The organism is Ruegeria sp. YS9 (assembly GCF_024628725.1).
GTDB classification, from domain to species: domain Bacteria; phylum Pseudomonadota; class Alphaproteobacteria; order Rhodobacterales; family Rhodobacteraceae; genus Ruegeria; species Ruegeria atlantica_C.
On record NZ_CP102410.1, the window covers coordinates 388,776 to 404,549 of the forward strand.

11 protein-coding genes are annotated in these 15,774 nt (G+C 57.7%); 10 read left to right on the forward strand and 1 reads right to left on the reverse strand.

The window, feature by feature from the left end; genetic code table 11:
* The first annotated feature begins 124 nt into the window (after positions 1 to 124).
* From NOR97_RS18120 to NOR97_RS18130, 3 genes are read left to right on the forward strand one after another with little or no spacing between them, the layout of a single operon-like run.
* Positions 125 to 808, forward strand: a complete 684-nt coding sequence (locus NOR97_RS18120) for a response regulator transcription factor (protein ID WP_170345438.1) — start codon at positions 125 to 127, stop codon at positions 806 to 808.
* Between the two features lie 46 nt (positions 809 to 854).
* The gene (locus tag NOR97_RS18125) at positions 855 to 2,024 is read left to right on the forward strand and encodes an FIST N-terminal domain-containing protein (protein ID WP_170345437.1); all 1,170 of its coding nucleotides are present in this window, start codon (positions 855 to 857) and stop codon (positions 2,022 to 2,024) included.
* A gap of 3 nt (positions 2,025 to 2,027) precedes the next feature.
* The gene (locus tag NOR97_RS18130) at positions 2,028 to 4,241 is read left to right on the forward strand and encodes a PAS-domain containing protein (protein WP_257600920.1); all 2,214 of its coding nucleotides are present in this window, start codon (positions 2,028 to 2,030) and stop codon (positions 4,239 to 4,241) included.
* Between the two features lie 44 nt (positions 4,242 to 4,285).
* Here NOR97_RS18130 and NOR97_RS18135 read toward each other — a convergent pair whose 3' ends face one another.
* Complete coding sequence (locus NOR97_RS18135; RefSeq protein ID WP_257600921.1) at positions 4,286 to 5,230, reverse strand: LysR family transcriptional regulator; 945 nt, start codon at positions 5,228 to 5,230, stop codon at positions 4,286 to 4,288.
* Between the two features lie 129 nt (positions 5,231 to 5,359).
* Between NOR97_RS18135 and NOR97_RS18140 the strand changes: the two genes are divergently transcribed.
* From NOR97_RS18140 to NOR97_RS18170, 7 genes are all read left to right on the forward strand, one after another.
* Positions 5,360 to 6,367, forward strand: a complete 1,008-nt coding sequence (locus NOR97_RS18140) for a TAXI family TRAP transporter solute-binding subunit (protein ID WP_374041627.1) — start codon at positions 5,360 to 5,362, stop codon at positions 6,365 to 6,367.
* Positions 6,368 to 6,446: 79 nt separating this feature from the next.
* Positions 6,447 to 8,660 (forward strand): TRAP transporter fused permease subunit, encoded by a 2,214-nt coding sequence (locus tag NOR97_RS18145; protein ID WP_257600922.1) that lies wholly within the window; start codon positions 6,447 to 6,449, stop codon positions 8,658 to 8,660.
* A gap of 1 nt (position 8,661) precedes the next feature.
* Entirely contained in the window at positions 8,662 to 9,900 is a 1,239-nt protein-coding gene (locus NOR97_RS18150; RefSeq protein WP_257600924.1) for an FAD-binding oxidoreductase, read from the forward strand.
* A gap of 39 nt (positions 9,901 to 9,939) precedes the next feature.
* Entirely contained in the window at positions 9,940 to 10,680 is a 741-nt protein-coding gene (locus tag NOR97_RS18155; RefSeq protein WP_257600926.1) for an aspartate/glutamate racemase family protein, read from the forward strand.
* Positions 10,681 to 10,833: 153 nt separating this feature from the next.
* Positions 10,834 to 13,011 carry a Tex family protein gene (locus NOR97_RS18160; protein ID WP_306980167.1) on the forward strand — a complete coding sequence of 726 codons (2,178 nt, stop codon included), beginning with the start codon at positions 10,834 to 10,836 and terminating at the stop codon, positions 13,009 to 13,011.
* A gap of 172 nt (positions 13,012 to 13,183) precedes the next feature.
* Complete coding sequence (locus NOR97_RS18165; protein WP_257600927.1) at positions 13,184 to 14,581, forward strand: bifunctional enoyl-CoA hydratase/phosphate acetyltransferase; 1,398 nt, start codon at positions 13,184 to 13,186, stop codon at positions 14,579 to 14,581.
* Entirely contained in the window at positions 14,578 to 15,774 is a 1,197-nt protein-coding gene (locus NOR97_RS18170; RefSeq protein WP_257600928.1) for an acetate/propionate family kinase, read from the forward strand. Before NOR97_RS18165 ends, NOR97_RS18170 begins: the two co-directional genes overlap by 4 nt.

Below are 15,774 nucleotides of genomic sequence, written 5' to 3' on the forward strand. Positions count from 1 at the left end.
CCTGACGCGTGCCCCTGATCCGGGGTGCGCGTTGCTATACGACTTTCCGCCAGTATGCGTGGATTTCATTCGTTGCTAGGATTGGTTAGGCTGGAGACCATTTGAATGCAAAAGGCTATACCAGATGCTTGCTGAATCCGCCGCACGCAATGATTTCGAAAACGTGCTGATCGTTGATGACCATCCATTGTTTTGCGACGCCTTGTCGATGACCCTGCAAAGTGTGGCTCAGATTCGGGAAATCCATACGGCAGACCGGCTGGAAGACGCATTGGATCTGCTGGCAAGTGGGCTGAAACCTGATGCTGTCATGCTGGATCTCAATTTACCGGATGTGGACGGGTTGGATGGCCTTGTCCGCTTGAAGGCTGCCGCAAACGCACCGGTAATCGTGGTGTCGTCGCTGACCGACAACCGCGTCGTCAGCCAGGTGATACGGGCCGGCGCATCGGGCTATGTCCCCAAGCACAGTCAGCGCGACGTGTTCCGTACTGCATTCGAGACCGTGCATGCCGGTGACGTCTTCGTGCCGGAAGGCTGCGTTTTGATCGACACAGAGGAAGACGACGAACACGGCGAAGCGGTCAAACGACTGGCGACACTGACAAACCAGCAGGCGCGTATCCTGCAACTGATCTGCGAAGGTAAACTGAACAAGCAAATCGCCTATGACCTGTCGATTGCGGAAACGACCGTCAAAGCGCATGTGACCGCAATAATGCGAAAACTGGGTGTCCAAAGCCGCACGCAGGCGGTTCTGATCGCCAAGAAAGCGTCTTTTGCCAGTGTCTTGCAAGATCAAGGCTAGGCGTCATACTCTCACGTTATCGTCGCGCTTTTAGGGAGGAGGCACGATGGACCAAGCAGTCGGGCGGGCAACAGCCCGGGCCCGTACGCCAGGCATCGTCAAAACGGCTTTTGCACGCCACGACACCGGGCAGTCGATCGAGACACTCAGACGCCAGTTGGGTGATGACCCACTTGCGCTTGTCATTCTTTTTGTCAGCCCGAACGCTGATGCACCCGTGGTGATCGCGGATGCCGCGCGCGCCTTTGCGCCGACCCCGATTGTTGGATGCACCACCGCCGGAGAGCTGGCGGATAGTGGGTATTGCGAAGATCAGATCGTCGCGATCGGCCTGCCGCAATCCCATTTCGAAACACGCACGGTTCTTGTTCCGGACCTGAACGAATTCGATTCCGACAGCATCATCAAAGAGATGATCCACAACAGGAACGCGATGATGGCAAGCGCGCCCGAATGGAGCCACGAATTCACGTTCCTGATGATTGACGGGCTGTCGACAAAAGAAGATGAACTGACGTCGGAATTGGCTGTGGGGCTTGGGCCGGTACCATTGTTCGGTGGATCGGCGGGGGATGGAACCAAATTCGGGCGCACATATGTTCTGTATCAGGGACAGGCAAGAAGCAATGCCGCCATACTGACCCAGGTTCGCACGCGGTGTCCGATCAAGGTGTTCAAGACCGATCACCTTCTGCCCACCGCCCGCCGCATGGTGGTGACCAAGGCGGACCCGGCCAAACGCATCGTTCAGGAAATCAATGCCGAACCCGCGGCCCGCGAATACGCCCGCATTCTCGGCAAAGACCCGGAACAGCTCACTACATTCACATTCGCAGCCCATCCGGTCGTTGTGCAAATAGGCGGGCAACACCATGTCCGTGCGATCCAGCAGGTGGCGGGAAACGGCGATCTTGTCTTTTTTTCGGCGATTGACGAAGGCTTGGTCCTGACGCTGGCCGAACCTCGGGACATGGTTGAACACCTACAGGAAGAAATCAGCCTGTTGACCGAGAAGCAGCAACCCGACACCATTTTGGGTTGTGACTGCATTCTTCGCCGGCTGGAGGCCCAGCAAAAGCAGAGGACGCGCGCGATCTCGAACATTCTGTCTCGCAATCACGTGGTCGGTTTCTCGACCTATGGAGAGCAATTCAATTCGATCCATGTGAACCAGACCCTGACCGGTGTGGCGATATACCCGCCCGAGAAAGAGTAAGGCATGATCGAGCATCTCACAGATCCCTCGGACTCACTTGATCGTCAGAACGAGAAGCTCAGGAAAATCGTCGAAGCCCTGATGCGGCGCGTGGAAGAATCCACCAATGCCTCTGGCGCGGCTTATGCTCAGTTCCAACGGGCGGCGGTGCTTGAACAAGAGGTCCGCGCCCGAACGGATGATCTTGAGCGCGCGCTTGAGCTTCTGAATGACTCCAACGCCAGGTTGGCGCAGGCCAACAAGGAAACCGAAGCAGCGCGCGCAGATTTGGCAAATGCGATCGAAACGGTGCAGGAAGGATTCGCCCTGTTCAATCGTGACGAAGAACTGGTGCTGTGCAACAGCCGGTTCGGGATGCATATGCCCGACATTCAGGAACAGCTGAACCCCGGCTTGCGCTTTGCCGACTACGTGGAACTGGTCAGCCAATCCGGGTTCCTGTCCCTGCCAGAGACAATGACCCCGGGGGACTGGGCCAAAAGCCGCCTGGATCGTCACGCAGATGACCACGTGGTGTTCAATGTTCGTCTTTCTGGCAATCGGTGGTCGCAAGTTTCCGAACACCGCACGCCAGACGGGGGCACCGTGATCTTGCAAACCGACGTGACAGACATCATGCGGATCGAACGGCAAGAAAGGGATCGCATTCTGGATGACAAGGCGCGGTTGATCCGCGCCACGCTTGAACATATCGATCAGGGCGTCTGCATCTTTGACAACAAGCACCGCATGATCGGGTGGAACACCCGCGCAAGCGAGCTTTTGGCCATTCCGATCACGCAGTTTCAGATGGGCACGCGGTTTGAAACCCTGTCCAATCGCCTGGGCGACAATATCAGCTTTCAGAAAGGCATAACCGAGGCGGATCTGCTGGATTGGGTCAGCCGACCAACCTATCGCCGCCCCCTTCAGTTCCAGATGCATCGGGGGCGATCGAAAATCCTGTCGGTCTTTGCCCAGGAAATGCCTGACCGGGGCTTTGTGATTTCCTTTACCGATGTAACTGCGGAGCGGAAGTCTGCTGAGGCTTTGTACGAAGCCAAGGAAATGCTGGAACAACGTGTGGCTTCACGCACAATGGAGCTTGCGGATGCGCTGAACGAGGCTGAACGGGCGAATGCGTCAAAATCGCGTTTTGTGGCTGCCGCCAGCCATGACCTGTTGCAACCTCTGTCTGCGGCAAAACTCTATGTTGCGTCACTGGGCAGCGGTTTGGACAAAGACACAGCGCAGACCGTCGCAGCAAAAGCAGAAAGCGCCCTGAACAGTGTCGAACACATTCTCGAAGCCCTGCTGGACATCTCAAAGCTAGATTCCGGGCGGGCCAAGGCGCATCTGTCCACGGTGTCGGTGGGCGAACTTTTCTTGCAGATGGAAGACGCATTCAAGCCCGTCGCCCAGGCCAAAGGTCTGAAATTGCGTTTTGTCGACACAAAGGCTCTGGTCACAAGCGATGCCAGTTACCTGCGGCGGATATTGCAGAATCTGCTGTCAAACGCGATCCGGTACACCGAGACCGGGAAAGTTCTTGTTGGTGTCAGGCATCGCAAGAACGCAATTGCCTTGGAGGTCTGGGACACGGGCATCGGTATAGCATCAGACCAAAGAGATATCGTGTTTCAGGAATTTCAGCGCCTGCATTCGGATGCCAGCGCTGCCGAAGGCATGGGGTTGGGTCTTGCGATTGTCGAGCGGGCCTGCGGGTTGCTTCAACATCCCATCCAGCTGTTTTCCGAAGTTGGAAAGGGAACGGGGTTTTCGGTCGAAATACCTTTGGCCCGGGCAAAACCAGAGGTTTCTCTCTGCTCTTCAGTGGTACAAAAACCGAACTCGAATGTGCTGGGCAACACCGTCGCCCTGTTGATCGAAAACGATGAAAACCTGCGCGGCGCCTTGACCATGACCATCGAATCCTGGGGCGTCGAAGTTCTTGAATGCGAAAGCGAAAGCGAAGCGATTGGCCTTCTGCGCGAAATAGGTATCCTGCCAGATTTTGTTGTCGCAGACTATCAATTGAATAACGGGAAAACAGGGACGGACGCCATGCGTGCCCTGACGGATGAATTCGGGTATTTGCCCGGCTGCATTATTTCAGCCAATCGATCACAAGAGCTTGTCCAGCAGTGCAAACAAGCAAAGCTGCCGCTGTTCTACAAACCGATAGATGCGCAACAGCTCAAATCGACGCTGGAGGCCTCTGTTGCGCGCGGCATCTGAGTTCTTCCGGTTGTCGCCTGCGTCACAGTGCCGTCCTGTGTCTTTCAGAAATCTTCCGTCCGCGGGTTCGCGTTGGTCTGATCCAGCATCGATACAACTTCCGCCTTCCACCCCGCTTTTATTTTCAGCGCCAATTGCGACGGGGGGCGGTGATCCGGCGACAGGATGGCGTATTCGTATCTGAGGGGGTCCTTGAAAGGCAGGAATACCACACGGCCATGCGAGATATTCAGCTTTCGTTCCGTCGCAACGGTCAACGGATCGACAATCGAGCAGCACTGCCCCGATCCAACAAACGGAATGAGCGGAAGAAAATACTGGCACGTCACACTTGGTTTGTAAGTGGCTGAAACCATCTGAAAAGCGCGCTGAACTTTTTTCTGGAAAGGGTGGGTGTCGTACAGTCCACCCATTGGCACATCATCGAGATCCGAAATCTTCAAAGCCTTTTCTTGCGCCAACGGATTGTCCCGATCCATTGCGCAAAAGCAATCTCCGCTGATGATCTCTGCCGTGAATTGCGGCTTCTTTCCGACCGGGTGTTCGAAATCAGCAAACCCGAAATCAATGTTCTGAGTGCCAGCAAGTTCCATTATCTGGGGCGAGCTGCGGGTTGACAGCGTAACCCGAATGTCCGGATTTCCGCCAACCGAGCGGCTGATGAAATTCGGAAAGGCAAAAATGGACGGTCCCGGCATGGCGGCAATGTTCAGGTTGCCTGAACTTCCTTTAAGAAGCCCGTGCATCGTGCTGGAAACCGTTGATAATCTGTCCAGTATCCCAGTGGTTTCCGCCAACAGGTAATGCGCCTCGGGCACCGGGATCAAACGCCGGCCTTTTCGTTCGAACAGGGTCAGTCCAAGACTTCTTTCCAGGTTCTTGATTGCCAGGCTGATCGCCGGTTGTGTCCGGTTCAGCTTCTTTGCGGTCTGAGAGATGGACCCGGTTTCCATCACCTCACGAAAAACAGTCAATTGAGCAAGGTTCATGTCCAAAGCATAAGCTAAACTTTCGTTTTGTTAAATATAACAAATTTGTATTTATGTTAAAATTGCATAGGCTGAACGGATCAGAATTCGGACAAACCGAATCCAATGATCCACAACTGGGAGCTTACGATGAGATTGATGAAATGCCTGACGGGTTTGGCTTTGGCGGGTGCATTGGCTGCACCGGCGCTTGCACAGGACCCAACCTTTTTCCGCATCGGCACCGGCGGTGCAGGCGGCACTTATTTCCCGATCGGAGGGACCATCGCCAACGGAATTTCGGCCCCTCCGGGCTCACGCCCCTGCGAAGAGGGCGGCCAATGCGGTGTGCCCGGGCTGATCGCTATCGCACAGTCAACAACTGCGTCAGTCTTCAACAATGCCGCCGTGCAAAACGGCGAGCTTGAGGCCGGCCTGGCCGCGGCTGATGTAACCCGTTCGATGTATCTGGGTGAGGGCAAGTTTGAAGGCAAACCCCACCCGAAGCTGCGCATCGTCGCAAACCTGTTCCCGGAAGACCTGCACCTGGTTCTTCCCGCAGGCCAGACGATCAACGATCTGAGTGACCTCAAAGGCAAGCGCGTTGGTATCGCGCAGGCCGGTTCGGGCACGCAGGTGGCCGTGTTGCAAATGCTGGAAGCATGGGACGTCAACCGTGACAATATGGATGAGGCCGAGTTGAACAACAGTCAGAGCGCCGAACGTCTGGCCGATGGCCAACTTGACGCCTATTTCTACGCAGCAGGATGGCCGGTTGCCGCAATGGTGCAGCTGTCTTCGACCAAGGGCATGAACCTGCATTCCTTCAGCGATGAAGATTTGGCAAAGATCAACGAGATCATTCCTGCCTATATCCCGTCCGCTATCCCGGGGGGTGTATATGAAGGCATCGATTCCGAAACCAAGACCCCTGCGGTAAGCGCGATGCTGGTCGTGTCATCGGATCTGTCCGAAGACCTAGTCTATCAGCTGACCAAGGCCCTGTGGAACGACAACACGCGCAAGCTGCTGGACAACGGCCACGCAAAGGGCAAGCAGATCACGCCTGATACCGCCCTCGACGGCGTCGAGGCGCTGGGTGTTCCGCTGCATCCGGGTGCCGAGAAGTTCTATAAAGAAGCCGGTCTTCTTCAATAACCAGACCTGACTGAAACCTGTTGTCGGTGCCCCGGTCGGGGCACCGCACTCTGGAATCATGCGAAATCGGGGGGCCATCATGTCCGAGACCCAGAAACTTGATGACCACGAACTGACGGCCGAGGAACTTGCGGCCATCGAAGAACAGTTCGACGAAGGCGCCGCTGTCCGGCAGGTCACGCCCACGGCAGGCAAGGTGTTGCGTGTCGTCGCCCTGATCTTTGCATTCTACGAATTCTTCACGGCTGGTTTCGGCCTGCCTGCCGACCACTGGCATATGGGCATCTATCTGGCTCTGCTGTTCATTCTGGTCTACGCCACGATCCCGATTGTCGGAGCCAAAAGCCTCTATGCTCTCAAAGTCAGTCGTTTCCGCATCGGCAACGTCCCTCTCTATGATCTAGTCTTCATGGCGCTTGGCATCATCGCCGCGCTTTACGTGGGTTTCGCCTGGCGCGGCATACCGTTCCTGGGGATCGAGGAACAAACCTTCCGAATGGGCAACCCAAACAGCTATGATGTAATCCTCGGCGTCATCATCATCCTTCTGGTACTGGACATCGCGCGCCGCACGCTGGGTTGGGTGCTGCCGCTGATTATCTGCGTATTCATTTCATACGCGCTGCTGGGCCCCTATTTTCCCGGGTTGCTTCAACATCCGGGCGTGAACTTCAAAACCTTCGTATCGTCAATGTACTTCCCGCAGGAAGGAATCTATGGCGTGACGCTTTGGGTCGTTTCGACCATCGTGTTCCATTTTGTCCTGTTCGGCGTGATCGCTCAGCGAACGGGGCTTGGGCAACTGTTCATTGACAACGCAACCATTTTGGCGGGCCGCTATACGGGCGGCCCGGCCAAAGTGTCGGTGGTATCCTCGGCCTTCTTCGGCACGATCTCGGGCTCTTCGGTGGCCAACACCGTTTCGACCGGCGCGCTGACAATTCCCAACATGAAGCGCCTTGGATACCCCGGTCACTTTGCGGGCGGGGTCGAGGCCGCGTCTTCGGCTGGCGGCCAGATCACACCGCCCATCATGGGCGCTGCGGCCTTCATCATGGCCGAGTTCCTCGAGGTGCCTTATACCACCATCGTGATCGCTGCGATCTTCCCGGCGCTCTTGCATTATGTCGGCGTCTTTGCCGTGGTGCATCTGATGGCGCGCAAGCTGAACCTGCAAGGTCTGGCGAAAGAGCAATTGCCGCAGCTCAAGGCCGTCTGGGCCGAAGGCTGGGCCAATATCGTGCCGCTGATCGGCCTGCTGGTGGTTTTGTTCACTGGATACACACCCTTCATGTCGGCCTTCTGTGGCATATCGCTGGCGGTGATCGCGGGCATGTCGCGGATCAAGCAGCCGCCAACTCTGATCTACGCAGCGGCGTTTCTTGCGTTCGTGCTTTGGAAGTTCTCCGACGGTGGGTTCGACCTGTCCATGACCGCGATCCTGTGCGGATTGTCGGTTATCGCCACGCTGAACCCGCAGAAACGGATCGAAGTGCCCGAGATGCTGGCCGCGGTCGAACTTGGGGTAAAGTACTCGCTGGCCGTGGGGGCCGCTGCCGCCGCGGTGGGTATCGTGGTGGGTGTGATCAACACCACCGGTATCGGTTTCCGCATCGGATTCATGGTGACACAGGGTGCGGGCAATCTGGCATCCGATCTCTACAACATGATCTCGTTCGGCAGCTTCCAACTGTTTGCGATGGAAGACCTGCAACTGTTTATCTCGCTGGTTTTCATTGCCATCGTCTGCATTCTGATGGGGGCCGGCATTCCGACCACCGCACTGTACATCATGCTCGTTTCGGTCGCGCAGCCTGCGCTGGCGCAGTTGGGGGTTCCACCCATCGCCAGCCATCTGTTCGTGCTGTATTACGGCGTGGTCTCCGAGATCACACCTCCGGTCTGCACGTCGGCCTATGCCGCCGCAGCGATTGCGAATTCCAACCCGTTCCGCACCGGTCTGTCCGCCTTTACGCTGGGACTGGGCAAGGTGATCGCGCCGATGGCCTTCGTCTATGCGCCGGTTTTGCTGTTCGTGTCTTCCACAGGGTTCGATCTTTGGGAATTCACCTATACCGCCGCCAGCTGTATTGCCGGTGTCATCGCGCTTTCGGCGGCGGTCGTGGGGTATTGGTTGCGGCCACTCAACCGCGTGTCGCGCATCCTGATGGTCGTTGCCGGGATTATCTTCGTTGCGCCCACGCTGACGGCTGACCTGATCGCTCTGGCGGTGGCGTCTCCTGTCATCGTCACACAGTTGATCGCCCGCAGCCGAATTCAAGCAACGATCTGACATGCCTGAACAAGTGACCATCATCGGCGCCGGGATCGTCGGCCTGTGTTGTGCGCTCTCGTTGCAGGAGCGCGGTATTGCCGTGCGTCTGATCGACCGTGGAGATCCGGGGCAGGAGACTTCGTTCGGCAATGCCGGTGTCGTCTCGCCCTGGTCGGTCATTCCACAGGCCACGCCGGGTATCTGGAAAACGATTCCTCGGATGCTGCTGGATCCGAAAAGCGCGTTGACCGTCAGGCCTGCGTTCTGGCCCAGGATGATACCCTGGGGCCTGAGGTTCCTGAAGACTTCGAGCGAGAAATCCGTACGCAATATCTCGGACGCAATGGAGTTATTGTGCCGCCCATCGGTAGATCTGTACCGAAGGCATCTGCAAAATACCGGGCACGAAGACCTTATTGTTGATTCCAATTATATCCACGCGTTTCGCAACCCGGATCAGGCTGACCTGAAAGAACTGGGATACCTGATCCGGCAGGAAAAAGGCGGACGGCTTGAGCGGATCGGCGGGCCAGAGCTGCGCCGGATCGAACCCGCTTTATCCAGGGATTTCAAAGCAGCGATCCTGATCAAAGGGCAGGCGCGGGTTACTTCACCCGGCCGGGTTGGCGAGGTTTTGGCCGACAAGGCCCGTCGACAAGGCGCCGAGTTCGTGCGGACAGAAGTCAATGAAATAAAGCGCACCGAAGACGGCCAATGGCATTTGACCTCGCCGGCCGGTGCGCTTCACGCCGATACTGTCGTGTTGGCCGCCGGGGTTTGGTCTGCCGCGTTGCTGAAACCTTTGGGTTTGCCCGTGCCACTGGTGGCCGAGCGTGGATACCATGTCCAATTCCCGACCCCCTCTGCCAGCCTGGAAAACTCGGTGATGGATGTGGACGCCAAGGTGGTGGCCAGTTCGATGCAGGACGGTTTGCGTGTGGCGGGCACGGCCGAATTCGGCAGCATCGACGCGCCGCCAGATCCACGCAAACAGTCGCTTCTGACCGCACAGGCCCGCGCAATGATGCCGGATCTGAACACCTCGGATACGCAGTTCTGGATGGGTCGACGCCCGTCTTTTCCCGACAGTTTGCCGGCGATTGGTCCGGTTGAGGGGCACAAGGGCCTGTTCACCGCCTTTGGTCATTCCCATTACGGTTTGATGATGGCCCCCAAAACAGGTGAGCTGGTGGCTGATTTGGTGTCAGGGCAACGCCTCAACATCTCATTGGATTCATTCGCCTTGTCGCGATTTTGACGCGCAACAACCACCGTTTCGAAGAAGGATAGCCCCATTATGCCGATCTACCAGGGTGGACAGAATACCTGCGGAGCCTCTATCGGCGTTTTGTGTCTGGAAAGCTATTTCCCCAAACCGCCCGGGCATATCAAGAACCCATCCAGCCTGCCGTTCCCGGTGCTGTACGAGATGATAGATGGCGTCACGGTGCCAACGCTGCTGAACAACCCGACACCTGATCTGCTGAACCCATTCATACAAGGCGCGCAACGGCTTGAGGCTGAAGGCGTTCGCGCCATTACCGGAAGTTGCGGGTTTCTCGCCCTGTTCCAAAAAGAGTTGGCCGCGGCCGTATCGGTGCCAGTCTTCGCTTCGAGCCTGATACAGGTGCCATTGGCCTTTCACATGACCGGGGCCAGCGCACCGGTCGGGGTGATTACAGCGGATTCATCAGCGCTGACACAACGTCATTTCGAAGGCGTTGGGGCGGGGGGCGTTCCGGTGGCCGTGCAGGGTCTGGAACACACCAGCGAGTTTGCCGAAGTCATCCTGCGCAACACGCGCACCCGTATGGATACTGATCTTATCGAGGCCGAAGTGCTGGACGCTGCGCGCAGGCTGAAGCGCGATACGCCTGAAATACGCTCGGTGGTATTGGAATGCACGGATCTTCCGCCTTATGCAAACCGCATTCAGGAAGACCTGAAACTGCCGGTCTTTGACCTGACGACGCTGGCGCAAATGGCGCATAACGCAAGCGCGCGCACCGGGTATTGCGGGCTGATGCCGTGGGGTTGAGGCCGTTGCACGCTGGTAGTGTCCAAGAAATGCCAAATAGCCGCAAAAACAGTGGCTACCTGCTGATGCCTTTCGACGGACCGGTACAAGGGACTTCCCCTTGCTGAAACGGCTCGTTAAGAAGCCCTTCCACTGCCGTTTCAGGAGGCCCCCTTGGACCGTATCGCCCGCACCATAGCCACCGAGATCAACGCACGTTCCGATCAGGTCGGTGCTGCGATCAATCTATTGGATGACGGAGCGACAGTTCCCTTCGTCGCCCGCTATCGGAAGGAAGCAACCGGTGGGTTGGACGACACCCAGTTGCGCCTTCTGTCCGAGCGATTGACCTATCTGCGTGAGCTTGAGGCACGGCGGGAAACCATCCTGAAGTCGATAAAAGAACAGGGAAAGCTGACCGAAGTTCTTAGCAATTCGATCGCTCGGGCCGAAACCAAGGCACAGCTGGAAGACATCTATCTGCCTTACAAGCCCAAGCGGCGCACCAAGGCGATGATCGCGCGTGAAAACGGGCTGGAACCCCTGATCGAAGCCATTCTGGCCGATCGCGATGCGGACCCGGAAACACTGGCCGGGGCATATCTGAGCGAAACCGTTGCCACCCCTCGTGACGCGCTGAACGGCGCGCGCGACATTCTGACCGAACGATTGACGGAAAACGCGACATTGCTGGGTGAATTGCGGGCCTTCATGCAGCGCGAGGCGCTGCTCAGCGCCAGGGTTATCGACGGGAAGGAAAAGGAAGGCGCCAAGTTCAGCGATTACTTTGACCATTCCGAGCGTTGGGCGGATGTTCCATCGCACAGGGCATTGGCAATGCTGCGGGCGTCAAAAGAGGGCATTGTTTCACTTGATATCGCGCCGGAACCGGAGTTCGGGGCAGCCCGGGCCGAGACCATCGTGGCCGCACATTTGCAGACACGCGGCAATGGGCCGGGTGATGCCTGGCTGCGCAAAGTTGCCGGGTGGACATGGCGGGTCAAGCTTTCGCTGTCCATGATGGTCGAATTGATGGCCGATCTGCGCAGCCGTGCGCAGGACGAGGCAATTCAGGTCTTTTCACGGAACCTCAAGGACTTGCTGTTTGCTGCTCCGGCAGGTGCCAAGGCCACTTTGGGCCTTGATCCCGGCATCCGCACCGGCGTGAAAGCGGCGGTGGTTGACGCAACGGGCAAGGTCGTGGCCACTGACACGCTCTATCCCTTTCAACCCAAAAACGATTTGCGCGGGGCGCAGGCGACCATCCTCAATCTGATCTCGGCCCACCAGATCGAGCTGATCGCCATCGGAAACGGAACTGCGAGCCGAGAAACCGAACGGTTGGTTGCAGATACGCTGGCTCTGCTGCCCAAGACGGTAAAAGCGCCAACCAAGGTGGTTGTGTCCGAAGCCGGTGCCTCGGTCTATTCCGCGTCTGAACTGGCAGCGCGAGAGTTTCCCGATCTGGATGTCTCGCTGCGCGGGGCGGTGTCCATCGCCCGGCGATTGCAGGACCCATTGGCGGAACTGGTCAAAATCGAACCGAAATCCATTGGCGTCGGTCAATACCAGCATGACGTTGACCAGCACCGCCTGTCGCAATCCCTGGATTCCGCGATCGAGGATGTCGTGAACGCGGTCGGGGTTGACCTGAACACAGCCTCTGCACCTTTGCTTGCCCGTGTGTCGGGGCTGGGCCCGGCGCAAGCCGAAGCCATCGTCGCCCATCGCGATCTGAACGGACCGTTCCAATCGCGCAAGGACTTGTTGTCCGTCGCAGGTTTGGGTCCGCGTGCCTTCGAACAATGCGCCGGGTTTCTTCGCATAAGGGACGGCGCCGAACCGCTTGATGCGTCGTCGGTGCACCCCGAAGCCTATGAAGTCGCCCGCCGCGTCGTGTCCGCCTGCGGGCGGGATATCAGGCACATCATGGGCCATGAAGGGTCCTTGAAAGGGTTGCGGGCACAACAATTCGTAACCGAAGATTTCGGCCTGCCCACGGTTCTGGATATCTTTGCCGAGCTCGAGAAACCCGGACGGGATCCGCGACCCAGTTTTGTCACGGCCAGTTTCGCGGATGGCATCGAAGAGATAACCGATCTGAAGCCCGGAATGGTTCTTGAGGGCACCGTGACAAACGTGGCGGCCTTTGGGGCATTTGTGGATGTGGGCGTTCATCAGGACGGGCTGGTTCATGTCAGCCAGCTGGCGGACCGCTTCGTCAAGGATCCGCATGAGGTCGTCAAGGCCGGGCAAGTCGTGAAAGTGCGCGTGGTCGAGGTGGATGTGCCCAGAAAGCGGATCGGTCTTTCGATGCGCAAACAGGGCGGCGGCGGAAAGCGGCGCGCCTGATCTGCAATCTGCACATTATCCGGGCGTCACGACATGAAGGCGTTACCCACCGGAAATAGCGTGCAGACCGATACCGGCAGCCAGCATGCGTTGTTTTCATTGTGCGCTGAACTCGGTATCAGCAAGAGAGTTCACAGCGTCGCCAAACCGATCGAAACAGAAACGAAAGCTCATGCAGTACCACAACAAGCCATACAACAAGCTTCAGGTCGGTGATACCGCCGAGTTGGTCCGCACGTGCTCGGTCGATGATTTCTATGTGTTCGCCAACAACTCGGGCAATCACAATCCTCTCCATCTGGCCAGCGAAGACGGCGACGGCGACCACATCAACGAAGCGGTTGCCCCTGCCATGTTCGTGGGGGCCCTGATCTCAGCCGTTTTGGGGAACGTTCTGCCGGGGGCAGGGACGCTTTACAAATCGCAATGCTTTGACTTTGTGGAAAGGGCGCATGCCGGTGATGAACTGGTCTCCAAAGTCACCGTTCTGGAAAAGCGACCAAATCGGGAGGTTGTCTTTGACACGGTCGTTACGCGCCCATCGGACGGTGCCGTGATCGTCAGCGGGAAGGCCGTCGTGATCGCGCCGGAGAAAGAGATGGTGTTTGCCGAGTTGGATTTGCCTGGTTTGGTGGTGAAACGTCATCGTCACTTTGATGCCATGCTGGAAAAGGTACGCCCGCTGCCGCCTATGCCGACTGCTGTTGTGGCTCCGGAAGAGCCCAATGCCCTGGGTGGGGCGCTGTTGGCCGCGCATGAGACGATCATCACACCCATTCTGATCGGTGACCCGGACAAGATCGCGAACGCTGCCGCCGAAATCGGAGCATCGTTGGATGGGATCGAAATCATACCGCAGAGCGATCATTTCAGCGCGGCCAACACGGCGGTCGATCTTGTTGCGGAAGGTCGAGCAAAGGCGCTGATGAAAGGGCATCTGCATACCGACGAACTGTTAAAAGCCGCGCTCAGGCGCGAGAAAGGCCTGCGCACCGGTCGCCGCTTTACCCATGTCTTTGTCATGGACGTGCCCGGACAACCCAGACCACTCTTGGTGACGGATGCTGCGATCAATATCGAACCCGATCTGGAAACCAAGATTGATATTGTCCAGAACGCAATCGACCTGGCCCTGTCGCTGGGGATCGAAAACCCCAGGGCGGGTATTCTTTCTGCAATCGAAACCGTCAATCCGGCGATCCGATCCTCGGTTGATGCGGCTTTGCTGTCGAAAATGGCTGAGCGCGGTCAGATCACGGGCGGGCTTGTTGACGGCCCTCTGGCCATGGACAATGCCGTCAGCCTTGCGGCTGCACGTTCCAAAGGGATTGTGTCGGATGTCGCGGGCAAAACCGATATTCTGGTGGTGCCCAATCTGGATGCCGGGAACATGATGGCCAAGCAACTGACCTACATCGCCAATGCAGAAGGGGCCGGTGTGGTCATGGGGGCCAAAGCGCCCATCATTTTGACCAGCCGTGCCGATGACGACAAAGCCCGGCTGGCTTCCTGCGCCGTGGCAGCCCTGCACGACGCCTTCTCACTTTCACGCACCGGAGCACCCGCATGACACATGTCGTGACACTGAACGCTGGATCGTCTTCGATGAAATTTGGCCTGTTTGAACTAACCGATGACGATCCGATCATGGTGTGCACCGGGGCGGTCGAGCGGATTGGAGAACAGGAACCGCTTGTCAAAGCAAAGTCTTCCGACGGAAGTGTCCTTGCCAGCGGCACTGCCGGAGAAATCAGTGATCACGCCGCAGCCCTGGACTGGGTATTGAACCTGCTTGCGCGCTCATTTCCTAACAGCGACGTGACTGCGGTCGGGCATCGTGTTGTCCATGGTGGACCTGACATTGACGCTCCTGTGCCATTGACCAAGGCTTCCATTCAAGAACTGGACAAGCTGTCCCCGTTCGCGCCTTTGCATCAGCCGCACAATCTGGCCGGGGCCAGGGCGGCGATGGAACGTTTTCCGAACGCGGTTCAGATTGCCTGTTTCGATACGGCCTTTCACCGCAACCACCCCTGGGAGAACGACGTTTTCGCCTTGCCGCGCGAGTATTACGACAAAGGTGTTCGGCGTTATGGCTTTCACGGGCTCAGCTATGAATACATATCGGATCACATGGCAAAAACAGCGCCGCTTCTGCACGAAGGGCGCGTGGTCGTGGCCCATCTGGGCAATGGTGCATCGATGTGTGCGATGATCGGAGGGCGATCAGTGGGCTCGACCATGGGGTTTTCGGCCCTGGACGGGCTGCCGATGGGTTCGCGCTGTGGTCAACTGGATCCCGGCGTGGTCCTGTATCTGATGGACCAGGAAGGGCTGAGCGCTGACGAAATCTCAGACCTGTTGTTCCGGAAGTCAGGGTTGTTGGGCCTGTCCGGGCTGTCCAACGACATGCGTACCCTGGAAAAGGCGGACACACGCGAAAGCCGTCAGGCGATCAGCTATTTCACTTTCCGTATTCGGCGCGAGCTTGGCGCGATGGCGGCCATTCTCGGGGGAATCGATGCCTTGGTGTTCACCGGTGGGATCGGGGAAAACTCGCGTCTGGTGCGTGACCGGGTTTGCTCCGGGATGGGATGGCTGGGCATCGAGCTGAATCCCGACGCAAATGCGGACAATGACCGGATCATTTCAACCGATCTGTCCCGCGTCGTGGTCATGGCAATCCCGACCAATGAAGAACTGGTCATTGCCCGTGCAGCGGCTGACCTGTTGGCCAAACGCCCACGGCTCAGAACTGCCTAG